Genomic DNA, 24777 nt, shown 5'->3' on the forward strand with positions numbered 1-24777 from the left:
CTCAGTTCGCCTTCTTGCTGTTGAAGGCGGCCACCGCCTCCTTGATCGCGTCGGCGGCCTTCTTCTTGCCCTGCAGCGTCTCCAGCATGGGGCCGCCCAGCGCCTCGATGAGCACGTTGAGCTGGGGGTGCTGGTAGAAGGTCGGGCTGTCCTGCGAGGCGGGGGTGTAGACGTCGAACAGGCGCTGCCCGCCCAGGTAGGCGTCCTCGGTGCCGAGGAACTCCTTGTCCTGGTACAGCGACTTGAGCGTGGGCAGGAAGCCGCCCTGCTGGAAGCGCAGCAGCTGGCCCTCCCTGGTCAGGTACGTCTGCTTGAGCAGCTCGGTGGCGGCCGCGGTGGCGGGCTTGTCCTTGAGCACGGCGAAGCCGGTGCCGCCGAGCGCGGAGGCGAGGTGGCCGCCGCCGGCGAAGCGGGGCAGGTTGCGGATGCGCCACCTGCCCTTCTGCTCGGGCACGTTGGCCTGCAAGCCGTAGACGTTGTACCAGTTCGGCATCACGGTGGAGATGAGCTTGCCGTTCTTGAGCGCGGCGGTGTTGGGGGCGCCGTACGGGTCGGGCAGGGCCAGCAGGAAACCGCTGGCCACGCCCTTGGCCATGAAGTCGAGCACTTCGACGGCTTCGGGGGAGTCCAGGACGAGGTTGCCGCCCTGGTCGAAGTAGCCGCCGCCGCGCTGCAGCAGCAGCTGCAGGAACGCGTTGGTGATGGAGGTGTTGTCGCCGGTGGCGACCGTGCCGAGCGACTGGCCGGTCTTCTTGTGCAGGCGGGCGCCGATCTCCGCCAGCTCCTCCCACGTGGCGACGTCCTCGGGGATGCCGTTCTTCTTGAACTCGTCCTCGCGGTAGTACAGGACGCTCAGGCAGGTGTCGGACTCCAGGGCGTACAGCTTGCCGTCGATGGTGTACGGGGCGGTCCGCAGCAGGTCGTCCTTGACCGGGGCGACGACGCCGTCCAGGTCGAGCAGCAGCTGCTTGCCGATGCCGGCGGTCATGACCCGGGGGAAGACGCTGATCACGATGCCGATCATCTCCGGGGTGCCGGTGCCGGCCGCGCCCTGCGAGATCATCCTGGTGACCAGGGCCTCGCTGTCGGCCTGGGTGACCTTCAGGGTGTAGTCGAAGGCCCCGTTCGGAGCGTCGGTGAGCCGCTTGGCGGACTCGGTGAAGGTCTTCACGTAGCCCGGGTCGTGGGTCCAGAAGTTGATCGTCACGGCGCCCGACTTCACCGCCGGACCACCGCCGCTCGATCCACCGCCGCAGGCGCCGAGCACCGGCGCGGCGAGCAGGCCACCGCCGATCAGGCCGGTTCGGCGCAGGAATGTCCGCCGCGTCACGTCGCTCATCGTCGACTCCTTCAGTGGGGGGATTGATCTGCCCGGATACGGGACTTGACGAGCAGGATGCCGCCCCACCTCGTCGATGTCAATAATAAGTATGATTACTTTTTACACTAGTATGCTTCATGGGTAACGTGGGTGATCTATGGGAACGGCGGTCAGGGGTGCGGATATGGCATGATTCCGCCATGACGGAGATCGGGAGATCCGGTGCGCACGACCGGGTGGTCAGCAGTCTCGGCGCGGCCATCGTCACCGGCGACATCGCGCCTGACGAGGATCTCGACGTGGCGGCGCTGCAGGAACGGTTCGGGGTGAGCAGGACCGCCGTCCGGGAGGCGCTGCGCGTGCTGGCCGCCAAGGGCCTGGTGGGCGCCCGGCCTCGGCGCGGCACGTTCGTCGCGCCGCGCGAGCAGTGGGCGCTGCTCGACGCCGACGTGCTGCGCTGGCGCTTCGCCGACCGGGTGGACGAGCGATTCCTGGACGAACTGGGGGAGGTGCGGCTGACCGTCGAGCCGGCGGTGGCCCGCATGGCGGCCCTGCGCCGCACCGATCGCGACCTGGCCGATCTGGAGGACGCCCTCACCGCCATGCGAGAGGCCGTGGGCCGGCCGGCCGGCGAACAGGTGGAGGCCGACCTGGCCTTCCACCACGCCCTGCTGCGCGCCGCCCACAACGAGCTGATGGCGCAGATGGCCACCGCGATCGAGGCCGGGCTGCGGCTGCGCGACCAGTTCGTGCACACGACGCTCACCAGCGAGTCCACCGACAAGCACGCCGAGGTGCTGCTGGCCGTGCGCCGGCAGCGGCCGAAGGGGGCCGAGGCCGCGATGCGGGCGCTCATCGAGCGCTCCATCGCGGACGTCGACCTGGCCAAGAAGGTGCACGGGGAGCAGGCCGGACGCTAGACCTCCGGGACGCGGGCGGCGCCGGGCGGTGCCCCGCCCGGCGCACGGGAACCAGCGTGACCGAGCGCACGGTAATATGAATATGACAATAAATACTACTAGTTTGCGGACGCCCGCAGGGGCGCCGGAACGGTCAGCCGTACAGTTCGACGACGCGGGCCAGGTTCGCCAGCACCTCGGGGGAGGGGGGTTCGATGGCCATGCGGGTGGTGCCCGCGGGGATGCCGAGCAGGCCGTAGACCGCCTTCATCCGGGCCATGTCACCGGCGACGGCGTCCACGACGTCGTCGACGGCCTGCTGCGCCCGCTCGAGCGCCTGGGCGTCGCCGGAGTCCGCGGCGGAGGCCAGCGCGCGGAACGGCTTGGGCAGCACCGAGCTCACCCCGGAGACCACGCCCTGCGCGCCGAAGTCGGCGGCGCGCCCGAGTTCGCTGTCCGCGCCGGTGTAGAGGGTGAAGTTCGCGGGGACCACTTCGCGGTACGCGGCGATCTGCGCCAGCGGCTCCTCGCTGACCTTGGCGCCCACGATGTTCGGCAGGGCCGCGATCTTCGCCATGAGCGCGGACTCGATGAAGTTCCCGGTGCGCTTGCGGTAGACGTACACGTAGACGTCGAGGCCGTCGGCGGCGTCGGAGACCGCGGTGAAGAAGTCGAGAAGGGCCGACTCGGTGGTGGGGAGGTAGTACGGGGTGATGGCGGCGACCTCGGTCGCGCCGGCGGCGCGCGCCTGGTCCATGAGGGCGAGCGTCTCGTACAGGCTCGAAGCGCCCACGTGGGCGATCACCCTCATGTGCGGCGCGAGCTCCTCGACGCTCGCGGCGACCAGTTCGCCGCGCTCGGCCAGGGAGAGGGAGGGGAATTCGCCGGTCGTGCCGACGACGAACGCGCCTTCGTTGCCGGAGGCGGCGACGTAGCGCAGGATGGCGCGTGAGCCGTCCATGTCGAGGCGGCCGTCCTGGTGGAAGGCGACGGGGACCGCGGTGATGATGTCGCGGCGGGTCATGGTGGGCTCCTGTGAGGTGAGGGTGGTTCGCGGCGGCTAGTTCGCGAGGGTGGGTGGCGTGCGCCCGGAGAAGACGTCGATGATGGCTCGGGCGGACGACAGGCCGATGCGTTCGTACGCCTCCCTGCTGTCCGCGGCGGCGTGCGTGGTCGCCACGACGGTGTCCAGGCCGAGCAGGGGGTTGGCGGCGGAGACGGGTTCGGTCTCGAACACGTCGAGGCCGGCTCCGGCCAGCCGCCCCTCCTTGAGGGCGGACGCCAGCGCGTCCTCGTCGACCAGCGCGCCCCTGCTGGTGTTGATCAGGATCGCGCCGGGGCGCATGGCCGCCAGCGCGTCGGAGCCGACGAGGTGGTAGGTCTTCGGCGTGTGCGGCGCGTGCAGGCTCAGGATGTCGGCCCGCCGGACGACCTCGTCCAGGGGGCGCAGGGTGACGCCGAGCTCGTCGGCCGCGCGCTGGTCCGGCGCCGGGTCGTAGGCTTCCACGGTGACCTCGAAGCCGCGCAGCCGGGTGGCCAGGAGCCGGGCGGTGGCGCCGAATCCGACGAGCCCCACGGTCTTGCCGGCGAGTTCGCTGCCGACGTAGCGGTCCCACTGCCCGAGCCTGATGTCGCGGTTCATCAGGTGGATCTTGCGGAGCACGGCGAGCATCAGCCCGATCGCGAGCTCGGCGACGGCGGCGGCGTTGCCGCCGGGGGCGTTGACGACGTCGACCCCGTGCGCCCGCGCGACGTCGAGATCGATGTTGTCGAGCCCGACCCCCAGGCGCGAGATGACGCGCAGTTTCGGCGCGATCTCGATCATCTGCCGGGTGTACTCCTCGACGCCGCACACGACGGCGTCGGCGCCGGGCATCAGCGGCGCGAGGTCGTCGGCGGTCCACGGGATGGACGTCTCGTTCTCCACGAGGGTGAAGCCGGCGTCGAGGAGCAGCCGCCGGCCGTCGCCGCACAGCTCCTGGTAGCGAACCGGGCCGACGATCACGGTCCGGCCGGCTCCGACGGAGGGCTGGGTCGAGTGCGTGTCAGGAATGGTCAAGGAGGTCTCCCAGGTCTGCTTCGAGCCGCGCGAGCGTCTGCTCGGTGCGGCTCTCCAAGGTCAGGTGCTCGCCGTCTCCGCGCCGGTCGGCCTCGAAGTCGCCGGGGACCATAGCCCCGGAGTCGCGGAAGGCGTCGAGCACCTGGCCCACGGTCTTGCTGTAGCTTTCGGCCCGGCTGCCGAACGAGCGGGGGTCGACGGCGAGGAGGGTGGTGCCGCCGATGCGGGGGGCGTCGGGCCGCGCGGCGGCCGTGGCGGCGATGCCGGTGACATCCGGGCTGGAGCCGTCGGCGTGGGCGAGCCCACCGAGGAGGGCCGCCGCGAGGGCCAGGCCGTACCCCTTGTGACCGGCCAGGTCACCGCCGAGCGGGGTCAGGGTCCCGCCGTCGTAGAAGTCGCCGGGGTGGGTCGACGGCTTTCCCTCGGCGTCCAGGATGGCGCCCTCCGGCAGGCTCACGCCGCGGTCCCGTGCCGCGTGCACCTTCCCTTCGGCGATGTTGGACATGGAGCCGTCGAAGACGAAGTCGTGCCGGGCCGCGGGGAACGCGAGGGCGAAGGGGTTGGAGTTCAGATGCGGACCGGACTTCGTGCGGAAGGGGGCCATCGAGCCGATCCCCGGCCCGGCCGCCCCGACCGTGATGATCGACAGCAGCCCGCGGGCGTTGAGCCGCTCGCTGTACTCCCCGAGCCGGCCGATGTGCGTGGTCCGGCGGACCGCCACCGCGGCGATGCCGTGCTCCGTCGCGCGATCGGCGAGGAGCGCGGTGGCGAAGGCGGTGGAGTAGTGCCCGAACCCGTGGTGCGCGTCGACCACCGCGGTCGCCCCGCCGTCATGGACGATCTTGGGCCGGGCCGCGGGCACGATGACGCCCCGGGCGACCTCCGCGCGGTACTGCGGCAGGCGCAGGACGCCGTGCGAGGCGTGCCCGGACGCCTCGGCGCGGACCAGGTGCCGCGCCACCTCCGCGGCGATGTCAGGCTCGCCGCCCAGCGCCAGGATGATGCGGCTGACGCGTCGTTCCAGCTGGGCGATGCTGACGGTCGGGGCCGGCCGGCTGGTCATTTCACTCCGCCGAGGGCCAGGCCGCTGACCATCCAGCGGTTCGCCACCAGATAGAGCGCGACGATCGGCAGGGTGGCGATGACGGCGCCGCCCATGAGCGGACCCCAGGCGAAGACGTCGCCGTTGATCATGTCCGCCAGCCCGAGCGGGAGGGTCTTGCGCTCCGACGAGTTGATCATCACGAGGCCGTAGAGGTACTCGCTCCAGCACAGGGTGAAGCTGAAGACGAGGGTCGCCGCGATGGCGGGGGCCGAGAGGGGAAGGGTGACCCGGAACATGGCGCGCAGCCGGCTGGCGCCGTCGACCATGGCCGCCTCCTCCAGCGCGAGCGGTACGGAGGCGAAGTAGGGCACCAGGATCCACGTCGCGTACGGGATCGTGATCGTGGGGTACACGAGCACCAGCGCCCACAGCGAGTCGGACAGGCGCAGCTGGGAGACGAGGATGTACAGCGGGATGAACAGCGCGGCCCGGGGCATCAGGTACGCGTACAGCACGCTCTTCGAGATCACCTTCCGGCCGCGGAACCTCAGCCGGGCGATTGCGTACGCGGCGAGCACGCTGACGACGATCGACAGGATCGACACGGTCAGGCCGACGACGAAGCTGTTGCCGATCTGCTGGGGGAAGGATCCCTCGAAGAGGGTGACGTAGGAGTCGAAGGTGATCCGTTCCGGCCAGAACGTCGGGTTGACCTGGTAGATCTCCGCGTTGGACTTCAGGGACGTGTTGAGCATCCAGTAGATCGGGAAGAGGGCGATCGTCGTCATGACGATCAGCACCCCGTACAGGAACACCTTTTTCAACACGGGCATGGTCAGTCCTGGTCCTTCAGGGTCCGCTTGGTCACGTAGTTGATCAAGATGACCAGCAGGGGGATGGAGAGGATGGAGATGGTCGTCGCCTTGGCGATGTCGAGGTTCTGGAAGCCCAGGGTGTAGCTGAGCGTGGAGAAGACCTGGGTCGCGTCGGCGGGGCCGCCGCGCGTGAGCAGCCAGATGATCTCGAAGTCGTTCAGCGTCCAGATGGTCGTGATGACGGAGGCCAGCATCATGACGTTCCTGACGGACGGCAGGGTGATGTGGAAGAAGCGCTGGAACGCGGTCGCGCCGTCGACCCGGGCGGCTTCGTACTGCTCCTGGGAGACGGCCGCCAGCCCTGCGAGGATCGCGATGCCGATGAACGGCGTCCCCCGCCAGACGTTCACGAGGATCACGGACACCATGGCGAGATGCGGGTCGGTCAGCCACGGGACCGGCGCGTCCGCGAGGCCCACCATCCGCAGGATCGCGTTGAACGCTCCGCCGACGTCGGAGAACATCCACTGCCAGGCGAAGACGGACACGATCGTGGGCACCGTCCACGGGAGGAACAGCAGCACCCGGAACAGGGCGCGACCGCGGAACTTCTCGTTGAGGACCAGCGCCATGGCGAGCCCGAAGACGACCTTGAGCACGACCGCGCCCAGCGTGAACACGAGGGTGTTCCAGGTGGTCCGCCAGAACAGGCCGTCCGTCAGGAGGTCGCCGTAGTTGGCCAGGCCGACGAACTCGCCCGGCGCGCCCACCCGCTTGTCGGTCAGGCTGACCCAGACGGCCCACAGCAGGGGCACCGCCATGATCAGCAGCAGGTAGAACATCATGGGGGAGACGAAGACGTAGCCGAGGACACCCCCCGTCCGGTCCGGACGGCGGCCGGCCGTCCGTCCCGGACCGGGGTCCACGGGCGCCGAGGCGGTGCCTTCGGGTGAAGAGGCATCCGCGGGACGCGACACCGCCGCGCGCGACATGGGTATCTCCCTACTTGGCGTATGACTGGTCGGCGGACTTGCGGAGCGACCCGAGAGCCGTCTCGACGCCCACGCCCTTGATCAGCATTTCCTGGAACGTCTTGTTCACCAGGCGGTTGTTGTAGATCTCACCCGCGGCCGGGCTGTACTGGCTCGGCGAGCCCAGATAGGTGGCGCCGTTGACGGAGTCGGCGAACGCCTTGTTCGGCTCCTTGGCCCACACGCCCTCGGAACGCATCGCGTCGTAGACGGGGATGGCGAGCGGGGCACCCAGATCGGTCCACTTGCCGTACCAGTCCTTCTGCATGAGGAAGGAGATCAGGTCCTCGGCGCCCTGCGGGTTCTTGGCAGCGGAGAAGATGCCGAAGGTGTTCATGATCCCCGGCGCCACCACGCCCTTCGGGCCCGCGGGGAACGGCGCGACCCCGGTCTTGGCGTAGATCTCGGGCGCCTCCTTGCTCAGCGTCGCGAGCAGGCTTCCGGCGTTGAACACCATCGCCGACTGCCCGGACAGGTAGGAGCGGTTGTTGCCGGCGTCGTCCCAGTTCAGCGCGTCCGGCGGGGCGGAGCGGTCGTCGAAGACGCCCTTGATGAAGTTCGCCGCCTGGACGTTGGCCGGCTGGGCGGCGGCGGCCTCCTGCGGGGCCGCGTCGAGCGAGCCGCCGTACGACCAGGCCACCGCGCGGGTCCAGAACTCGGCGTCGCTGTTCTTCTGCCCGTAGCCGATCCCGGCCCCGTAGACGCCCTTGCCCGTGTCCGTCACCTTCGCGGCGTCGGCGCGGAACTCGTCCCAGGTCTTGGGCGCGGCGGTGACGCCCTTGGCCTCCAGCAGGTCCTTGCGGTAGATCAGCACCTGCGTCTCGGACCACGCCGGAATCCCGTACATGGCCCCGCCGAACGTCACCGGCTTCTTCAGCGTGTCCGAGATCTTCCCGTTGGCCTGCTCGATCTTGCCTTCCAGGGACGTGACGTCACGCAGCACCTTCTGCGAGTAGAACTGCCCGATCTCCTGGTAGCCGAAGAACGAGACGTCCGGGACGTTCCCCGACTCCAGCGCGGCGGCCCACTTCGGGTAGAAGTCCTCGTAGGCGATGACCTCGACCTTGACGTCGACGTTCTTCGCCTTGCCGTATTCCTTGACGCGGTCGGTGAACGCGGTGTTCTGGCCGTCGATCAACTGCTTCTTCATCCACACGGTGATCGTGCCCTTCCCACCGGAGCCGCCGGAGGACGAGCAGGCGCCGATCGACACCGCCATCGCGAGGACCCCGACACAGGCCGCGCCGGCCCGCGTCATTTTTCTCCAGGCCATCGTTGCTCCTTCGTTCACGCCACATCCGGCTCCTGGGCCGCAGCTCACAGCCGCGAGTGCCGAGAGTATATGTTTGGTCGACGGTCGACCGTCAACGGTCTCACTAGAGCTTGTGCCAGAATGTGACCATCACCCAGCCGGGGCCCATGATCGACGGAGAGGCATGTCCACAGCAGCGACCATTCGACAGGGATCGTTGGGCGATAGGATCGCCGACGACCTCCGCGCCCGCATCATCACCGGCGTCCTACCTGCAGGAACGCACCTCGTCGAGGGTGCGCTGGCCGACGAGTACGACGTCAGCCGGGCCCCCGTCCGTGAAGCCCTCCAGCGGCTGACCGTCGAACGGCTCGTCCGCGACGGCCGCCGGCGAGGCGTCCTGGTCGTCGGCCTCAGCCCGTCCGACATCGACGAGCTCTACTCGCTCCGGCTCGCCCTGGAGCAGCTCGCCTTCGAACGCGCCGCCACCACCGAGGGCCCCGACTCCAGGTGGGACCCGGCGCGCGAGGCCATCCGGACGATGGAGAACGCGGCCGCCACGCAGAACATCGCCCTCTTCGGAGAAGCGGACCTCCTCTTCCACCAGACCTACTACCGCAACGCCGGACACGGTCGGCTGGAGGCGTTCTGGGACCAGTACAGCCCCACCTTCTCCGTGCTCTTCAGGCTGTCGATCCGGCCCGTCTCCGACCTCCAGCGTTCGGTGATGGAGCACGTCAGGCTCCTCGAGTTCGCCGTCAAGGGCGACGTCGACGCGGGCATCAGAGAGCTTCGCGAACACCTCACGCGCGCGCGGCAGGTCATGATGCGCTCGGTGCAGGGCCAGCGCGAGGACGAAACGCTCACCTAGGTACGGCTGCTCTCAACCGTTTGGGCGGGCCGACGCGGCCGTTCGGCCCCAGGCCGGTGACCTGGCGGACGCGTACGCTCGCCAAGGAGGTTCCTGATTTCACGAGAGCCTCGTCGACTTCACTCGCGGAGTCATGGACGCGTCGTGCGGACGCCAGGTCCACCGCCATCGGTGCGCGCCGGGAGGGGGCCGCCTCAGCCCTTGCGGGCGCACCGGACCCGCACCACCTCGACATATGATCCTTTCATCTGAGATTTGCCCGATCAGCGGAAAGGCGTTCATGACCCACCACCCCCTCAGCCGGCGGTCCGCCCTGCTGGGTGCCGCGGCCGTAGCCGGCCTCGCCCTGTGGGAGAGGCCGGCCGAGGCGGTCGGCGCCGCCGCGTTCGACGCCGCGCGTGAGCGGTGGGTGAGCATGCTGGCCGGCGGGTCGTACAACGCCGCCTACACCGACAAGACGCAGGCGGTCGAGGGCTCGGCCTACGCGGTGCTGCGCAAGCTGAAGCCCACCCCCGGCCGCCCGAGCCTGTGGCCCGACCTGCCGCTCGCGGACCCCAGCACGGGCAACTTCAACCGCGCCTACAACCGCATGCGCACGCTGGCGCTGGGCTGGGCCACGCCGGGCACCGCCATGCACCGGGACGGGCAGGTCGCCGAGACCGCGGTCAGCGCGCTGGACTTCCTGTACGAGCACGCCTACCACGAGGGGCTCGACCGGCGGGGCAGCAACTGGTACTGGTGGGAGATCGGCGTCCCCCGCGCGCTGACCGACACCTGCGCCCTGCTGTACGACGGCCTGCCCAAGGACCGCCTCGTGCGCTGGCTGCGCCCGTTACGCCGCTGGTGCCCCGACCCGGAGCGCCGCGTCAGCCACCCCGGCGTCGTCGAGACCGGCGCCAACCGGGCGGGCAAGGCCATGGCGGTGGCGATGCGCGGACTGCTCACCCACGACGCGCGCCTGATCAAGCGGGCCAGGGACGCGGTCTCCGACCTGCTGCGGCCGACCAGGGGGCCGGGCGACGGGTTCTACCGCGACGGGTCGTTCATCCAGCACGACGTGTACCCCTACAACGGCAGCTACGGCGTGGACTACCTGGAGAGCGTGGCCAAGCTGATCGCCATGCTCGCGAGGTCACCGTGGGAGATCACCGGGATCGGGAACGTCTTCGACATCGTGGATCGCTCGTTCATCCCGTTCGTCTTCGACGGGCTGATGATGGACTGCGTACGCGGCCGGCAGATCTCGGTGCAGGGCCACCGCGACTACCACTCGGGGCAGAAGACGGTCGAGGCCGTTCTCAACCTGCTGGAGGCGGCGCCCGAGCGCTATGCCCAGCGCTGGCGTCCGCTGGTGAAGGGCTGGCTCACCCGCAACCAGGCCATCCCCTACGACACGCTCGCGCCGCTGCCGAGCATCGCGGAGGCCAGGGCCCTGCTGGCGGACCCGTCGGTGCCGGTCGGCCCGCGCATGACGGGCACGTACGTCTTCGCCGACATGGACCGGGTCGTGCACCGCCGCCCCACCTGGGCCTACGCGATCGCGATGAGCTCGGAGCGGATCGGCGCGGCCGAGGCCATGAACCGGGAGAACCTGCACGGCTGGCACACCGGCGACGGCATGACCTACCTCTACACCGGCGACCTCACCCACTGGAACGACGAGCTGTGGCCCACGATCGACCCGTACCGGCTGCCGGGCACGACGGTCGACACCCGCAGACGCGCCGATCTCCGGCACGGCAAGCGGCGCTTACCGCCCACCCCGTGGGCGGGCGGCGTGGCACTCGACGGCGAGTACGGCGTGGCGGCCATGAAGCTGATCGCCGACGGCTCCTCGTTGCGGGCCAAGAAGGCGTGGTTCCTCCTCGATGACGCGGTGATCGCCCTCGGCACCGGCATCACCGCCTCCGACGGCCGCCGCGTCGAGACCATCGTGGAGAACCGCAACACCCACGACACGCATCCGCCCCTGACTCAGGGCGACGGCTGGGTCCACCTGTCCGGCGTGGCCGGCTACGCGGTGCTCGGCGGCGCCGACGCGAAGGTGATCCGCAAGAAGCGCACCGGCCGCTGGCGGGACATCGACAAGGGCGCCACCACCGGAGGCGACAAGACCGCCATCACCAGGCACTACACGACGATCCTCATCGACCACGGCGTCGATCCGCGCAGGGCGCGCTACGCGTACGCCGTGCTGCCCGACGCCTCCGTCACGCAGACCGCGGCCTACCGCGGCCGGGTCGAGATCCTCGCCAACTCCGGAGCCGTGCAGGCCATCTCCCGCGACAACGTGGTCGCCGCCGTCTTCTGGCGCGCGGGGACCGTCGAGACCGCGGACGGGCCGCTCGCCGCCGACGGCCCCTGCGCGCTGCTGCTCCACCGTGACAGCGAGCGGGTACGGCTCGCGGTCTCCGACCCGTCCAGGACCGCCGACGAGGTGCGGATCAAGCTGCCCTGGCGGGTGAAATCGGTCAAGGAGAACGACCGCAGCGTGCGCAGGTCCAAGGGCGCGGTCAAGGTGGAGCTCGGCGGCAGCCGCGGCCACGCCCACACCGCGGTGGCGCACCTCTGAGACATGCCTACTCCGCGAGCTCGCTCTCGAAGCGCTTGCGCAGCGCGTCCTTCTCGGGCTCGGGCAGCCAGCACGCCTCCACCCCGGCCAGCGCCATCGCCCGCAACCGCTCATCCGGTACGCCGAGCTGATCGGAGAGGATCCGGTACTCCTCCGCCAGCGACGTCGGGAACATCCCGGGGTCGTCGGAAGCGGGGATGACGTTGAGCCCGGCCTCGATCATCGCCGCGATCGAGGCCCGCCGCCACGGCCGCCACGAGCGCCGCGAGGTGGTCGAGATGACGGTGAACGGGATCTGCTCGTCCCTGACCCTGGCGACGACCTCGTCGTCCTGGAGCACGAAGTAGCCGTGGTCGATCCGGTCGCACCCGAGCACGTCGAGGCAGGTGAGCGTGTTGACGGCGACGGGCGCGTGCTCGGAGGAGTGGGCGGTGCGGCGCAGCCCGGCCTCTCCGGCGAGCCGGAAGGCGGCCTCGAACCGCTCGGGCGGCCCGGCGGTCTCCAGGTTGTCCAGCCCGATCCCCGCCACGTAGTCGTGCGGGTGGTCCACGACCGTGCGTACCCAGGAGAGCGCCTCCTCGCCCGACGTGCTCCGGTCGACGGCCGCGATGAGCCGGCCCGACATGCCGAAGTCGCGCTCCGCCATCCTGATGCCCTCGGCGTACGCCTCGACCACCGTGGCGTAGCCGAGCTTCTCCTGATGCTCGGTCAGCGCGTCGAAGGAGACCTCGAGATGCCTGGTCGCGCTGGTCCGGTGGGCCTCCTCGAACGCCTCGTAGGTGATCCTGGTGAGATCGTCGGCGTCGCGCAGGACCTGGAGAACCCACGAGGACACCTGGAACAGCGAGTAGGAGACCGCGGGCTCGTCCGCGCTCGTGCCCTGCGGCACCGGGATCCGGGTGTTCAGGTAGAGCGCCGGGTCCGGCGGCCGCGAGTTCACGTCCGCGTAGATCCGCTCGGGCGTGTCGGGCAGGTCGAGCCGCTCCCGCCTGGCCAGCTCGGCGAAGGTCGAGGCGCGTACGGTGCCGATGAGGTGGCAGTGCAGGTCGACCTTGGGCATCAGGTCAAGGTTCACTTGCCGGCCACCTCGCGGGTGAAGCGGTCGACCCAGGTGGCGCGGGTGTCGACGAGCTGGGCGGGGTCGAGGGTCTTGAACCCGGCGGCCACGGGGTCCTTCGCCGCCTCGCCCGTCACCTTGGCGACGTCGGCGGGGATCTCGGCCTTCGGGTTCGTGGGCAGGTCACCGACGGCCTTCGCCATGGCGCTCTGCGCCTCGGCCGACAGCATGTAGTCGATGAACTTCGCCGCTCCCTGCTGGTTGCGCGCGCCCTTGGGGATCATCGCCCGGTTGGTGGCCATGTAGCGGCCCTTGGCGGGAGCCGTCCAGGCGATCGGCTCGCCCGAGGTGACGAGCTTGGTGGCGAAGCCGCTCAGCGCGTCGGCGGCGACGATCTCGCCCTGGGTCAGCAGGTTCGTGACCTCGGTCGAGGAGGTGTAGAACTGCAGGATGTTCGGCGCCCAGCCGGCCAGGGTCTTCAGCGAGGTGTCGATGTCGTAGGGGCCCTTGCCGTACGACTCGCCCACCCCCGAGATCATCAGTTGTCCGGCGGTCACCGAGATGTCGGGCAGCGCGACCTTCCCCTTGTTCGCCGCGTTCGCGAACAGCTCCCAGTCGGCGGCCTGCTGCCGGCTGAGCTTGCCGGTGTTGTAGATGATCCCGTTGAGCTGGTGCGTGTACGCCGGCCCCTCGTAGGTGCCCTCGGTCGCGAACGGCGCGAGCGTCTTCATGTTGGGCACGTCGACCTTCTGGAAGAGGCCCTCCTTCTGCCCGAGCGCGGCGAAGTAGTCGGAGATCAGCACCACGTCCGCCTCCGGCTTGCCCTTGGCGAGCTTCAGCTTCGACAGCCGGTCGGCGTTGGATCCGGTGTCCAGCTCGACCTTGATCCCCGTCTGCTTGGTGAACGGAGCCACGACCGCCTGCTCGAACTCCTTCACGCCGAAGGGGAAGGTGCTGACGACGATGGTGTTCTGATCGGCCTGCTTCGCATCGGAGCCCGAGCCGGAGGCGGAGCATCCGGCTGCGGCGAGGACCGTCAGGGCAGCGGCCAGTACGGCACGGCGTGTGGGCATGGGAGCGTTCCTTCTTTCAGCGGGGGAGTGAGACCAGACGGTCGTCCGGCGCGAGCACCGTGACGCTCGATCCGGGTGTCGGGGCCTGGCCGCCGCGCACGTCGGCGAGCAGCCGGACGGTCTCGCCCGACGGGTCGACCACGTCGAGCGAGACCAGCAGGTCGACGCCGCGGAAGGCCACGTCGACGACCTTCGCGTCGAGGCCGGGGCCGTTCTCGGCGATGCGCAGATGCTCGGGCCTGATGGTCAGAGGGGTGCCGTCGGCCGCGGTGAGGAAGTTCTCGTAGCCGAGGAACTCGGCGACGAAGCGGTCGGCCGGACGGGGGAAGACCTCCTGGGGAGAGCCCTGCTGCACGATCCTGCCCTCGTTCATGATGACCATCTCGTCGGACATCTCCAGCGCCTCGTCCTGGTCATGGGTGACGAGGATGACGGTCAGCCTGGTCTCGGCCTGGATGCGCCTGATCTCGGCGCGCATCTGGACGCGCAGGCGGGCGTCGAGGTTGGACAGCGGCTCGTCGAGCAGCAGGAGCTTGGGCCTGATCGCGATCGCCCTGGCCAGCGCCACCCGCTGCTGCTGCCCGCCGGAGAGCTTCTTCGGCTTGCGGCCGGCCAGGTGCGCGAGCCCGACGAGGTCGAGCGTCTCCATGACCCGCGACCGTCTTTCCGCGGACGGCACCTTGCGCAGCTTGAGCCCGTAACCGACGTTGTCGGCCACCGTCATGTGCGGGAACAGCGCGTACGACTGGAAGACCATCCCCAGATCCCGCTTCTCCGGCGGCATGCGCGTGCTGTCGACCCCGTCGATGCGGATCGTCCCCGACGTCGGCGCCGAGTAGCCCGCGATCATCCTGAGCGTGGTGGTCTTGCCGCAGCCGCTCGGGCCCAGCAGCGTCGTCAGCCTCCCGGCCGGTACGGCGAGGTCGATCTGATCGACGGCGGTGAAGGAGCCGAACCTCTGGGTGACTCCGATCAACTCGGCGGCGGCGGTCATTGGCTGATCCCTCCGAAGATCTTGGCGAATCCGACCGTGCGCTCGGCGATCACCGCGATGACCACGGTGGCGGCCAGGATGAGGGTGGAAGCGGCGGCGACCATCGGGTCATAGGACTGCTGCACGTAGTCGAGCATCGTCACCGGCAGCGTCCGGAAGTCGCGTCCCTGCAGCAGCAGCGACAGCGGCACGTTGTTGAAGGACGTGACCACGCTGAGCAGCCCGGCGGAGAAGATCCCCGGACGCAGGACGGGCAACGTCACGTTGAAGAACGCGCGCAGCGGCGAGGCGCCCAGACCCCGGGCGGCCTCCTCCAGCACAGGGTCGGCCAGGGCGAGCGAGGCGCCGGTCACGCGTACCGCGTAGGGGAGCATCAGCGCGGTGTGCCCGACCAGCAGGGTGCTGAAGTTGTCCAGGCCCAGGCCGACCATCAGCTGCTGGAACAGCGCGAGGCCGACGACCAGCTCGGGGACGATGAGCGGCGACAGGAACAGCCCCTCGACCAGGCCCTTGCCGGGCAGCTTGCCACGATGGACGGCGAGCGTGACCGGCACGCCGATCAGCAGCGCGAGCGCGCCGGCGAGCACGGCGAGCTCCAGGCTGGAGATCGCGGCCTCGATGAACGGCTCGTAGCCGAGCGCCTCGCCGAACCAGCGCAGCGAGATCCCGTCGGGCGGAAACCTCAGGGTGCTTCCGGCGGTGAAGGCGGTGGCGACCACGAAGATGATCGGCACGATCATGATGACGTAGCCGATGACCGCGAGTGCCGCCGTGATGGGCCGCTTCATGAGGTGGCCCCCTTCCGCCCGATCAGCGAGGACAGCCCGGAGACCAGGAAGACCAGGACCGTCATGATGAGCGCCGTCGCCGAGGCGGAGGCCCAGTCGAGCGTGGTGCTCGCGTAGTTGAACAGCTGGGTGGACAACATCCGCTGGCTGGACCCGCCGAGCAGATAAGGCGTGGTGTAGGCGGTGACGGACCCCGCGAAGACCAGGGTGGCGGCCACCACGATGCCCGGCATGGTCAGCGGGATGACGACGTTCCACATCGTGCGGATCCTGCCCGCGCCGAGCCCGCGCGAGGCGTCGTCCAGGCCGGGGTCGACCTGGGCGACGGCGGAGTAGCAGGAGATGATCGCCAGCGGCAGGAACAGCTGGGTGAGGCCGAGGACGATCGCCGGCTTGGTGTAGAGCAGCTGCGGCGCCACGTCGACGATGCCAAGCTGGACGAGCAGCCGGCCGAGCGCCCCCTTGGAGCCGAGGATCACCAGCCAGCCGAACGTCCGCACCACGTTGCTCAGCATCAATGGGAAGATCGCCACTGCCAGGAAGACGCCGCTCCAGCGGGACGGCGAGCGGGCGAGCCAGTAGGCGATGGGAAAGCCGAGGACGACGCAGATGATCGTGACAGCCAGGGCCAGCCCGACCGTGCGCCCGATCACCTCCAGGTCGTAGGGATCGGTGAGCATCTTGCCCAGGCGCGCGAAGATCTCGCTGGTCGGCACGTCCGGCGGCGCGAAGAGCATCGCGGCGGAGGGGATGAGGAAACCCGCCACGAGAAGGACGAGACCAGGCACCAGCAGAAGGGCCGATTTGCGGGAGATGTCGGCGTCCTTTCTCCGTGGCGTACGCTTGTTGGAACCGGTTGCGGAACCGGTTCCAGGAGCCTGACCATAGATTATGAGCGGCCTCGCGCACAAACCCCCATGTGAATTCCCGGTAAACGACCCAAGGAGGATCATTGCCAACACTCGCGGACGTCGCCGCGCTGGCCGGGGTTTCCAAGACGACGGCCTCCCGCGCCCTGGGCCGGCCGGACCTGGCCGCCCCGGAAACGGTGGCCCGCGTCCGCGCAGCCGCTGAGCAGCTGGGATTCGTCCCCAACCGGGCAGCCACCCAGCTTGCCCGCGGGCGGACCGGAGTGGTCGCCGTGGTGGTGCCCACGCTCGACAACACCTTCTTCACCCCGATCATCGGCGGCGCCCAGGCACGCGCGGCCGACTCGGGCATGCAGCTGACCATCGCGGTGCACTCCCTGGAGCACGCGGCCCAGCTCGCCGCGGTCGAGCAACTCGCGCATCAGGTCGACGGCTTCCTGCTCACCGCGCCCCGAGGCTCCGACGAGATCGTCCGCGCCGCCGCGTCGTTCAAGCCGACCGTGCTCATCGACCGCGAGATCGAGGGCATGACCTCGGCGGTCGCCGACACGGCGACCGCCTTCGGCTCGCTCGTCGGCTGGTTCGCCGAGAAGGGCCACGAGCGCATCGTGTACGTCGGCGGCCCGGCGGGCTCCTGGCAGGATCGCCAGCGCCAGGCGGCCATCCGCGCCGCGGCGGAGTCGAGCGGCGCGACGCTGACCATGCTCGGCCCCTACCCCTCGACGTTCGCCGCCGGGGTGGAGACGGCGGAGGCCGTGGTGGCCGCCCGCGCCACCGCCGTGGTCCCGTACGCGACCTCGATCGGCCTCGGCCTCATGTTCGCCCTGCTCAGCCGCGGAATCCGCGATGTCGTGGTCAGCTCGGAGCGCATGATCGTCGACAGCCTGGGCCTGAGCGACGTCCCCGCGATCGACGTGGACGGCGAGAAGCTCGGCCAGGTGGCCATGGACCAGCTCATGACCCTCCTCGGCGAGCGCAAGGAGCCGCCGCCCACCAGCCGCCGTCTCACCGTCCCGATCAGCTGAAGGGACCGTCCGGAATCTTCGAGGCCCTCGACGTGTAACAACGGGAGCGTCGCGGCCACTTCGTGGTGTCAGAAGAACGCATCCCGAACGAAGGGGCTGGGCGGTGTCAGATGATGAGCACCGGTTCACCGGCATGTACGACGAATGCCGACAACGGGTGTGGGCCTACGTGGTGAGCCGCGCGGGCCGCCAGGTGGCGGACGAGGTGGTGAGCGAGACCTTCGCGATCGCCTGGCGGCGGCTGGAGGACGTGCCCGATCCGGCGCTGCCGTGGTTGCTGGGCGTCGCCAGGAACGTCCTGCGCGACAACGTGCGCGCCGAGGTGCGCCGCGAGGCGATCACGGCGGAGCTGCGGGCCTGGGCCGAGGGCGACGTGGCCGATCACGTGACCGAGCGGATGGGCGTGCTGCGCGCGCTGGCCGCCGTGCCCGAGGACGATCGGGAGATCCTCGTCCTGGTCGCCTGGCACGGGCTGTCGCCGAAGGAGGGCGCGCGGGTCGTCGGCTGCTCGTCGGCGGCGTTCCGCGTACGGCTGCATCGCGCGCGCAAACGGCTCAAGCAGGCCATGGAGGCCACCGACGCCGGCCCCCGGCGCGAGCCCGTGCCCCACGTCCGGAACCTCAACGAGGAGTGGTCATGAACCCCATCGACGAACTCAGGGCAGCCCGGCCCGCCCACCTCGGAGACCGGCCGATCGACCCCCGCACCAGGACCGCCGAGCTCTCCCGCGCCATGGCGCAGCCCCGGCCGGTCCGTCGCCGGCGCAGGCCCGCGCGGCCCGTATGGAGCCTGGGGCTCGCCGGAGCCGCTGCGGCCGTCACCGCGGTGGCCGTGGTCGTCTCGATGAACGGCACGGCGTCCCCGCCGCGAGCCCCCGACAAGCCGTCGAGCACCCGGCAGACGGTGACGCTGTCGGCCCGGGAGGTGCTGCTGGCCGCGGCCGCGAGGGCGGAGCGGCAACCGGAGGGCACGGGCGGGTACTGGCACACCGTGTCGGTGCGCCGGACCCTGTTCGCCGCGGCCAAGGGCGACTACCGGGTTCTCGACCAGCAGCGGAGCGAAGGCTGGACGCCCAGCGCCACCGGTGCCGGCCAGGAGCAGTGGGGCCGCCAGCAGTCCCTCGGAGCCCGCCCGGCCACCGAGGCGGACCGGCAGGCGTGGGAACGTGCCGGATCGCCCGCCTCCATCGAGGTCACGGTCCCGGGGAAGCCCAAGCCCATGGTCCTGAAGACGTCGCCGGGCCGGGCCAGGACCGGCCACAGCCCGCTGACCGACGGGGACAAGGTGTTCTGGCTGGGCCGCAACGTCACCATGAAAGACCTGCGCCACCTGCCGGGCGACCCGGGCAAACTCAAGAAACGGCTCCTGGCCTGGAAGGGGCAGGACACCGACGTGCCGATGTCGGGTGACGCGTGGCTGTTCGCGGTCAGCGCGGGGTTGATCATGGACATGCCGGTGACGCCCGAGGTGCGCGGCGCCGCGTTCCGCATGCTGGCCGAGCTCGACGACGTACGGGTCATCGAGGACGTCACGGACGCCGAGGGGCGCACCGGCACGGCCGTGGCGATCGACGAGCCGACCCTCGGCGGCGGCGTCGCGGAGCACCGGCTGATCATCGACGAGGCGACCGGGCAGGCCCTGGCGAGCGAGTACGTCGCGGTGAAGCCACGCGGCCTCCAGGCCGGCTTCGAGCCCGGCACGATGTGGAACTCCACCGCGCTGATCAAGGCGGGCTGGACCGACGACAAGCCCTGAGAGGCCGGTCGCCGCCCAAGATCGGCTCCGACCGCGGGAATCGCACGGTCCCGAGCAGGGCCGAAAGGGTCAAGGACCGGGCAGTCAGCGGCTCACGACCGAGGCCGGGCACTGGGCGTCGCGGCATGGACGCCTATTTCCCCATCGAGCCGGACCTCTCCTCGCACCGGCGGCATGCTGACGGTAACAACTCCCGATCACCGGCCAGTACGTAGTGACGTTTCCCCGATGATCGGAGAACTGCGTGCGGACAACGACAAGGTGGGCCGGCGTCGCCGTGCTCGCCGCGGCCCTGACCGTCCCGCCACCGGCGGTCGCGCAAGCCGGAGAACGGGCCGGAGAGCAGGCCGGAGAACAGACCGGCGTGCGGACGGTCACGCTGGTCACCGGCGACAAGGTGACCGTGACCGGCCCGACGAGCGCGATCGTCGAGCCGGGGGAGGGCCGGGAGAAGGTCACCTTCCTCACCGACGAGGCGCGGGGGCGGCTGCGCGTCTTACCCGGCGACGCCGCGCCGCTGGTCCAGGCCGGGCGGCTGGACCCCCGGCTGTTCGACGTGACCGGGCTGCTGGAGCTCGGATACGACGACGGCCGCGAGGAGCTCCCGCTGCTCGTCACCGGGGCCGCCGGTCCCGCGCCGGCCGTCCGCGCGATGAGCGGGTTCAGGCCGCTGGGCGCGGTGCGGGGCTTCGCCGTACGGCAGCGCAGGGGCGAGGCCGCGCGGACGTGGCAGGCGCTCGCGGGCGGCACGGGCAGGATCTGGCTCGACGGGCGTCGGCGCGTCTCGCTCGACGTGAGCGTCAAGCAGGTCGGCGCGCCGCAGGCGTGGGAGCGCGGGCACACCGGCCAGGGTGTCAAGGTGGCGGTGCTGGACACGGGGATCGACGCGACCCATCCCGACCTCGCCGGGCGGGTCGCGGCCCGGGCCGACTTCACCGAGGCCCAGGACGAACGCGACGTGATCGGGCACGGCACGCACGTGGCCTCCACCATCGCGGGCAGCGGCGCCGCCTCGGACGGCAGGTACCGTGGCGTCGCCCCCGGGGTGACGCTGCTGGACGGCAAGGTGTGCGAGTCGACCTGGTGCACGGACTCGGCCATCCTGGCGGGCATGCAGTGGGCCGTCGAGCAGGGCGCGAGAGTCGTCAACATGAGCATCGGCGGCCCGGACACCCCCGCGCTCGACCCGCTGGAGGAGGCCGTGCGGACGCTCAGCGAGCGTCACGGCACCCTGTTCGTGGTGGCGGCCGGCAACTCCGGGGGCGATCGCACGCTCGGCTCGCCCGCCAGCGCTGACGCCGCGCTCGCGGTCGGCGCCGTCACCAAGTCCGGCGAGCAGGCCGACTTCGCGAGCCGCGGGCCGCGCGTCGGCGACGACGGCCTCAAACCGGACATCACCGCCCCCGGCGTGGACATCACCGCGGCCCGCGGCAAGGACAGCCCCGGCGACGGCTCCTACGTCGCCATGTCCGGCACCTCCATGGCCACCCCGCACGTCACCGGCGTCGCGGCGCTGCTGGCCGGGGCGCATCCGGACTGGCAGGGCGGCACGCTCAAGGCGGCCCTCATGGGCACCGCCCGGCCGCTGCCGGGCATCGGGGTCTTCGCGCAGGGCGCAGGTCTCGTCGACGCCGGCCGCGGCACGAGCCAGGCCCTCACCGCCGAACCTCCCGGCCTCGGCTTCGGACGGCAGGCGTGGCCGCACGACGACGACCAGCCGGCCGGCAAGAAGATCGTCTACCGCAACCACCGGCAGCAGCCGCTGACCCTCCGCCTGGAGGTACGCGGCGACAGGTCCTTCAGCGTCACACCGGCCACGCTGACCGTCCCCGCGGGCGGGCAGGCCGAGGCCACCGTCACCTCCGACACCCGCGTCGGCGGGCCCGACGGCTTCCTCAGCGGGCACGTCGTCGCGACCGGCGACGGCGACCTGGTCCTCAGCACGCCGGTCGGGGTCGACAAGGAGAAGGAGAGCTACGACCTCACCCTCAGGTTCACCGGCAGGAACGGCGGGCCGGCCACCGAGGCGTACACGACGCTGTACCGCCTGGACGCCGACCAGACCCCGATCGACCTGGAGAACCCCGAGGGGCCCGTCACCCTGCGGCTGCCCAAGGGCAGATGGCTGATCAGGACCTCCATCCGCGACGGCCGGAGCAGGACGCTCCTCGTTCACCCGGGGCTCGACCTGGACCGGTCGCAGACCGTGGAGGCCGACGCGCGGCTGGGCCGGCCGATCTCACTGACGCCTCCCCGCGCGGACGCCGTCCCGCTGCAGGCCGAGATCGTCTACCAGTACCGGGTGGCCAACGGCACGTCGCGTGTCTGGGGCTGGATCGGCGGCTCCTACGAGGACACCTTCACCGCTCAGCTGGGCCCCGCCCGGGCCTATCCGGGCGTGCGTACCAAGGTCGCCGGCCTGTGGGCCGCCGCCCGGGTCGGCAGCCCGTACGTCTACCATCTGACCTGGTTCCACTCCGGGGGCATGGTCGACGGGTTCGAGCGGCGCGTGGCGCAGCGCGATCTGGCCGCCGTCCGGACCGGGATCGCCCGCCACCTGCCCGACGCGGAGGCCAACAGGTACAGCCGTGCCTGGCCGCGCGACGGCAGCGTCTTCGCCTTCCTGGCTCCCACCACGTTCGGCACGCCGTTCGAGCAGGTCGAGTACGTCAACACCGACGACGGCATCCGTTGGCAGCGGCTCCTGTTCGAGTACGGCTCCGACGGCCGGCTCAACCGGTTCGACTCGCCCTTCACGGCCTACCGGCCCGGTCGGGCGTACACGGAGCTCTGGAACCGCGGCGTCTTCTCGCCCGCGCTGCCCTGGGCGGACGCGGAGGACCTGAGCGGCGTCAGCCGCGCCGGCGACGTCATCTCGACCGACCTGCTCATGTACGGCGACGGCCGAGGGTCGCTCGGCAACTCCACCCGGGCCACGCAGCGGACCGCCCTGTACCGTGACGGCGCCCTCGTGGGCGAGCAGCCGGAGATCAGGACGAGCTTCACCGTACCGGCGGGGGAGGCCGCCTACCGGCTCGTCGTCGAGAGCCAACGCGGAGCACCCGCGACGCTGTCCACGCGCGTGTCCGGCGTGTGGACGTTCCGGTCCGGGCACGTCGCGGGCGACACGCCCGCGCGGCTGCCCGTGTCGGTCGTGCGCTTCGGCCCCGCCCTCGACGCCGAGAACTCCGCCCCGTCCGGGCGGCGCTTCACGGTGCCGGTGACCGTTCAGCCGCTGGAGGGAAGCACCGCCCGTCCCGTCAGGCGGCTGTCGGTGGAGGTCTCCTACGACGACGGCGCCACCTGGGCCGAGGCCGCGATCCACGGGTCGGCGGCCGTCCTGCGCCACCCGGCCGGCGACGGGTACGTGTCCCTGCGCGCCCGAGCGGTGGACCGGGCGGGCAACACGGCGGAGCAGACGATCATCCGGGCCTACCGGATCCGGCCGTCGTGACCAGGTGACCGTCCGAGCGGCCGGCCCAGGCCGGCCGCTCGGGAAAGCCCCGGCATTTTCGCTCTCCTTCTAGCGGTCGTCGAAACCGCTCGGAGAAATGGAACCTTTACTCTGTCGCAGCGCTGCTTGTCGGTGCCTTTCCAGGAATGCCCTGGCCCCCGGCGTCAGGTCGCCGGCGCCGCCGCACCTGGAAGAACAGTTGCCGAGCTGGGCGATTGGCACACCGGCCATCGGCAAGGAGAACCTGTGCGGGGGAGGAACACGGGGACTGAACGTGAGACTAGGCAACGGAATGAGCATGCGGACCCGTCTGGCGCTCTTCACGGGCGTGGCGGTCTGCCTGCTCTGCGGCGTCTTCTCCGTGGTGCTGCTGAACGTGGCCCATCACGCGGCCACGCTGGGCCTCATCGACGAAGTGACGGCAGATGGGGAAGTGACCGCGTACTACGTCGAGCGCGGTGACCCTGTGGATCCGCTGCCCGCCATCCCGCGCGACCTCATCCGCCCCGTCCAGGTGGTCGACTCTCACGGAAAGGTCGTCGCCGCCAGCGACGACCTGCGGGGCAAGCCCGCGATGACCCGGCTGGTGCCGGAGCCGCCGCGGCGCACGGCCAGCACGGTGATCTGCGGGACCGTGTTCTCCGGCACGTGCGACGTCGTGGTCGCGCAGCGGGTGCATCGCAGCGACGGCGACTGGACCGTCTACACCGCGGCGCCGACGGTGCCGTTCTACGTCCACCCGGGGCTCCTGCCGCTGCTCGTCGGCATGACGGTGCTGCTGACCGGCGGTGCCGCGCTGGGGGCGCGGCACATCGTGGCCCGCTCCCTCGCGCCGGTGGCCCACATCCAACGACGCCTCGACGACATCCGCAACGCCGACCTCAGCGCCCGAGTGCCGGTCCCTGAGGCGAAGGACGAGATCCACTACCTGGCCGGCACCGTCAACCAGTACTTGAACCGGCTGGAGCGGGCGCTGGAGGAGCAGCGGCGCTTCAGCACCGACGCCTCCCACGAACTGCGCACCCCGCTGGCCGCCATGCGGGTCCAGATCGAGGACGCGCTGATAGCGCCCGAGGACACCGATGTGCCCACGCTGTCGAACGCCGTGCTGTCCAGCGTGGAGCGGCTGGAAGCGATCGCCTCCGGCCTGCTGCTGCTCAGCGGGCTGGACCGCGGCGCGGGCGAACCACTCCAGCTGGTGGACCTGGCGGAGATCGCGTCGATGGCGCAGAGCAGCCGGCCCTGGACCAAGACCGTCGTCGACCACCTGGCGCCGGACGTCCTCGTCACCGGCCAGCCGTCGCGGCTGCGCGAACTGGTTACCAGGCTGCTTGACAACGCCGAGCGCCACGCCGACAGCACGATCACCCTCGTCGTCCGGCGCGAGTACGAGCTCGGTGCGCAGGACGGCGGGTTCGCCTCGGGCACGGCGGTGCTGGAGGTCGCCGACGACGGGGACGGCATCCCGCCGGACCGGCGTGCGGCCGTCTTCGAACGATTCGCCCGGCTGGACAGCGCGCGCAGCAGGGACGCCGGCGGGTTCGGGCTCGGGCTGCCGATCGCCCGCCTGATCGCCGAGAGCCACGGCGGCACCCTGACAGCCCAGGACCCCGCTCCCGGAACCCACGGGGCTCGTCTCGTCCTCTGCCTCCCGCTCAGCCCCCGCCCGTAGGCGTAAGGTTCCATTTACTCCCGAGTGGTGTTCTTCTTGGCCGTGCCGGAGTTATGGCATTAAGAATGGCACGTACGAGTGTTTCTGCCGTGGGTTCCGCGAAATGCGTAACTTTCTCAGACGAGACCCCTTATGGCGCCTGGGTGCCGAACTGGCCGCCGGGTCCGCTCATCGCCGGGCGCGGCGGGTGAGGAGCGCCGCGTCGGTGAAGCGCACGGTGGAGGC

Annotated in this window: 20 protein-coding genes; 8 read left to right on the forward strand and 12 right to left on the reverse strand. The window is 70.6% G+C overall.

Features of this window, described 5'->3' with window-relative positions; translation table 11 throughout:
- Position 1 precedes the first annotated feature (1 nt).
- Entirely contained in the window at positions 2 to 1339 is a 1338-nt protein-coding gene (locus ACIBQ1_RS27150; protein WP_397281780.1) for an ABC transporter substrate-binding protein, read from the reverse strand.
- 182 nt (positions 1340 to 1521) lie between these two features.
- On the opposite strand from ACIBQ1_RS27150, the gene ACIBQ1_RS27155 reads away from it, so the two are divergent.
- Positions 1522 to 2241, forward strand: a complete 720-nt coding sequence (locus tag ACIBQ1_RS27155; protein ID WP_397281782.1) for a FadR/GntR family transcriptional regulator — start codon at positions 1522 to 1524, stop codon at positions 2239 to 2241.
- Positions 2242 to 2374: 133 nt separating this feature from the next.
- Here ACIBQ1_RS27155 and ACIBQ1_RS27160 read toward each other — a convergent pair whose 3' ends face one another.
- From ACIBQ1_RS27160 to ACIBQ1_RS27185, 6 genes are read right to left on the reverse strand one after another with little or no spacing between them, the layout of a single operon-like run.
- Positions 2375 to 3244 (reverse strand): dihydrodipicolinate synthase family protein, encoded by an 870-nt coding sequence (locus ACIBQ1_RS27160; protein ID WP_397281784.1) that lies wholly within the window; start codon positions 3242 to 3244, stop codon positions 2375 to 2377.
- 36 nt (positions 3245 to 3280) lie between these two features.
- On the reverse strand, positions 3281 to 4279 hold the full coding sequence (locus ACIBQ1_RS27165; RefSeq protein WP_397281786.1) for a phosphoglycerate dehydrogenase: 999 nt from the start codon (positions 4277 to 4279) through the stop codon (positions 3281 to 3283).
- Positions 4266 to 5342: an Ldh family oxidoreductase gene (locus ACIBQ1_RS27170; RefSeq protein WP_397281788.1), complete on the reverse strand. Its 1077-nt coding sequence runs from the start codon at positions 5340 to 5342 to the stop codon at positions 4266 to 4268. The genes ACIBQ1_RS27165 and ACIBQ1_RS27170 overlap by 14 nt, the downstream gene beginning before the upstream one ends.
- Positions 5339 to 6157 (reverse strand): carbohydrate ABC transporter permease, encoded by an 819-nt coding sequence (locus ACIBQ1_RS27175; protein WP_397281789.1) that lies wholly within the window; start codon positions 6155 to 6157, stop codon positions 5339 to 5341. The genes ACIBQ1_RS27170 and ACIBQ1_RS27175 overlap by 4 nt, the downstream gene beginning before the upstream one ends.
- Before the next feature lie 2 nt (positions 6158 to 6159).
- Positions 6160 to 7131 carry a carbohydrate ABC transporter permease gene (locus ACIBQ1_RS27180; RefSeq protein ID WP_397281791.1) on the reverse strand — a complete coding sequence of 324 codons (972 nt, stop codon included), beginning with the start codon at positions 7129 to 7131 and terminating at the stop codon, positions 6160 to 6162.
- 10 nt (positions 7132 to 7141) lie between these two features.
- Positions 7142 to 8443, reverse strand: a complete 1302-nt coding sequence (locus tag ACIBQ1_RS27185; RefSeq protein WP_397281793.1) for an ABC transporter substrate-binding protein — start codon at positions 8441 to 8443, stop codon at positions 7142 to 7144.
- A gap of 196 nt (positions 8444 to 8639) precedes the next feature.
- Here ACIBQ1_RS27185 and ACIBQ1_RS27190 point away from each other — a divergent pair, with 196 nt between their 5' ends.
- Together ACIBQ1_RS27190 and ACIBQ1_RS27195 are read left to right on the forward strand one after the other, a co-directional pair.
- The gene (locus tag ACIBQ1_RS27190; RefSeq protein ID WP_397281795.1) at positions 8640 to 9293 is read left to right on the forward strand and encodes a GntR family transcriptional regulator; all 654 of its coding nucleotides are present in this window, start codon (positions 8640 to 8642) and stop codon (positions 9291 to 9293) included.
- Positions 9294 to 9573: 280 nt separating this feature from the next.
- Positions 9574 to 11865, forward strand: coding sequence for a polysaccharide lyase 8 family protein (locus ACIBQ1_RS27195; RefSeq protein ID WP_397281797.1), 2292 nt, complete (start codon positions 9574 to 9576; stop codon positions 11863 to 11865).
- A gap of 7 nt (positions 11866 to 11872) precedes the next feature.
- On the opposite strand, the gene ACIBQ1_RS27200 is transcribed toward ACIBQ1_RS27195, so the two are convergent.
- From ACIBQ1_RS27200 to ACIBQ1_RS27220, 5 genes are read right to left on the reverse strand one after another with little or no spacing between them, the layout of a single operon-like run.
- Entirely contained in the window at positions 11873 to 12940 is a 1068-nt protein-coding gene (locus ACIBQ1_RS27200; protein ID WP_397281799.1) for an adenosine deaminase, read from the reverse strand.
- Positions 12937 to 13995, reverse strand: coding sequence for an ABC transporter substrate-binding protein (locus tag ACIBQ1_RS27205; RefSeq protein ID WP_397281801.1), 1059 nt, complete (start codon positions 13993 to 13995; stop codon positions 12937 to 12939). Before ACIBQ1_RS27205 ends, ACIBQ1_RS27200 begins: the two co-directional genes overlap by 4 nt.
- Before the next feature lie 16 nt (positions 13996 to 14011).
- Positions 14012 to 14989 carry an ABC transporter ATP-binding protein gene (locus ACIBQ1_RS27210; protein ID WP_397281803.1) on the reverse strand — a complete coding sequence of 326 codons (978 nt, stop codon included), beginning with the start codon at positions 14987 to 14989 and terminating at the stop codon, positions 14012 to 14014.
- Positions 14986 to 15777, reverse strand: a complete 792-nt coding sequence (locus ACIBQ1_RS27215; RefSeq protein WP_397281804.1) for an ABC transporter permease — start codon at positions 15775 to 15777, stop codon at positions 14986 to 14988. Before ACIBQ1_RS27215 ends, ACIBQ1_RS27210 begins: the two co-directional genes overlap by 4 nt.
- Positions 15774 to 16544, reverse strand: coding sequence for an ABC transporter permease (locus tag ACIBQ1_RS27220; protein WP_397281806.1), 771 nt, complete (start codon positions 16542 to 16544; stop codon positions 15774 to 15776). Before ACIBQ1_RS27220 ends, ACIBQ1_RS27215 begins: the two co-directional genes overlap by 4 nt.
- 185 nt (positions 16545 to 16729) lie before the next feature.
- On the opposite strand from ACIBQ1_RS27220, the gene ACIBQ1_RS27225 reads away from it, so the two are divergent.
- The 5 genes from ACIBQ1_RS27225 to ACIBQ1_RS27245 all read left to right on the forward strand — a co-directional run bounded on the left by ACIBQ1_RS27225 (position 16730) and on the right by ACIBQ1_RS27245 (position 24552).
- Positions 16730 to 17671, forward strand: a complete 942-nt coding sequence (locus ACIBQ1_RS27225; protein WP_397281808.1) for a LacI family DNA-binding transcriptional regulator — start codon at positions 16730 to 16732, stop codon at positions 17669 to 17671.
- 103 nt (positions 17672 to 17774) lie between these two features.
- Positions 17775 to 18311 (forward strand): RNA polymerase sigma factor, encoded by a 537-nt coding sequence (locus ACIBQ1_RS27230; protein WP_397281811.1) that lies wholly within the window; start codon positions 17775 to 17777, stop codon positions 18309 to 18311.
- Positions 18308 to 19426 (forward strand): CU044_5270 family protein, encoded by a 1119-nt coding sequence (locus ACIBQ1_RS27235; protein WP_397281813.1) that lies wholly within the window; start codon positions 18308 to 18310, stop codon positions 19424 to 19426. The genes ACIBQ1_RS27230 and ACIBQ1_RS27235 overlap by 4 nt, the downstream gene beginning before the upstream one ends.
- A gap of 244 nt (positions 19427 to 19670) precedes the next feature.
- Positions 19671 to 22880 carry a S8 family serine peptidase gene (locus ACIBQ1_RS27240; RefSeq protein WP_397281814.1) on the forward strand — a complete coding sequence of 1070 codons (3210 nt, stop codon included), beginning with the start codon at positions 19671 to 19673 and terminating at the stop codon, positions 22878 to 22880.
- Positions 22881 to 23178: 298 nt separating this feature from the next.
- A complete protein-coding gene (locus ACIBQ1_RS27245) occupies positions 23179 to 24552 on the forward strand; it encodes a sensor histidine kinase (protein WP_397281816.1) in 1374 nt (457 codons plus the stop codon).
- Positions 24553 to 24777 lie beyond the last annotated feature (225 nt).

The sequence above is a fragment of the Nonomuraea sp. NPDC050153 genome (assembly GCF_044460125.1).
Lineage (GTDB): Bacteria > Actinomycetota > Actinomycetes > Streptosporangiales > Streptosporangiaceae > Nonomuraea.

Excerpts from the sequence above, each read along its gene's own strand:
- ACIBQ1_RS27150 (WP_397281780.1), bottom strand. The coding sequence starts at position 1,339 with ATGAGCGACGTGACGCGGCGGACATTCCTGCGCCGAACCGGCCTGATC.
- ACIBQ1_RS27155 (WP_397281782.1), top strand. The coding sequence starts at position 1,522 with ATGACGGAGATCGGGAGATCCGGTGCGCACGACCGGGTGGTCAGCAGT.
- ACIBQ1_RS27160 (WP_397281784.1), bottom strand. The coding sequence starts at position 3,244 with ATGACCCGCCGCGACATCATCACCGCGGTCCCCGTCGCCTTCCACCAG.
- ACIBQ1_RS27170 (WP_397281788.1), bottom strand. The coding sequence starts at position 5,342 with ATGACCAGCCGGCCGGCCCCGACCGTCAGCATCGCCCAGCTGGAACGA.
- ACIBQ1_RS27175 (WP_397281789.1), bottom strand. The coding sequence starts at position 6,157 with ATGCCCGTGTTGAAAAAGGTGTTCCTGTACGGGGTGCTGATCGTCATG.
- ACIBQ1_RS27180 (WP_397281791.1), bottom strand. The coding sequence starts at position 7,131 with ATGTCGCGCGCGGCGGTGTCGCGTCCCGCGGATGCCTCTTCACCCGAA.
- ACIBQ1_RS27185 (WP_397281793.1), bottom strand. The coding sequence starts at position 8,443 with ATGGCCTGGAGAAAAATGACGCGGGCCGGCGCGGCCTGTGTCGGGGTC.
- ACIBQ1_RS27195 (WP_397281797.1), top strand. The coding sequence starts at position 9,574 with ATGACCCACCACCCCCTCAGCCGGCGGTCCGCCCTGCTGGGTGCCGCG.
- ACIBQ1_RS27205 (WP_397281801.1), bottom strand. The coding sequence starts at position 13,995 with ATGCCCACACGCCGTGCCGTACTGGCCGCTGCCCTGACGGTCCTCGCC.
- ACIBQ1_RS27210 (WP_397281803.1), bottom strand. The coding sequence starts at position 14,989 with ATGACCGCCGCCGCCGAGTTGATCGGAGTCACCCAGAGGTTCGGCTCC.
- ACIBQ1_RS27215 (WP_397281804.1), bottom strand. The coding sequence starts at position 15,777 with ATGAAGCGGCCCATCACGGCGGCACTCGCGGTCATCGGCTACGTCATC.
- ACIBQ1_RS27235 (WP_397281813.1), top strand. The coding sequence starts at position 18,308 with ATGAACCCCATCGACGAACTCAGGGCAGCCCGGCCCGCCCACCTCGGA.
- ACIBQ1_RS27245 (WP_397281816.1), top strand. The coding sequence starts at position 23,179 with ATGCGGACCCGTCTGGCGCTCTTCACGGGCGTGGCGGTCTGCCTGCTC.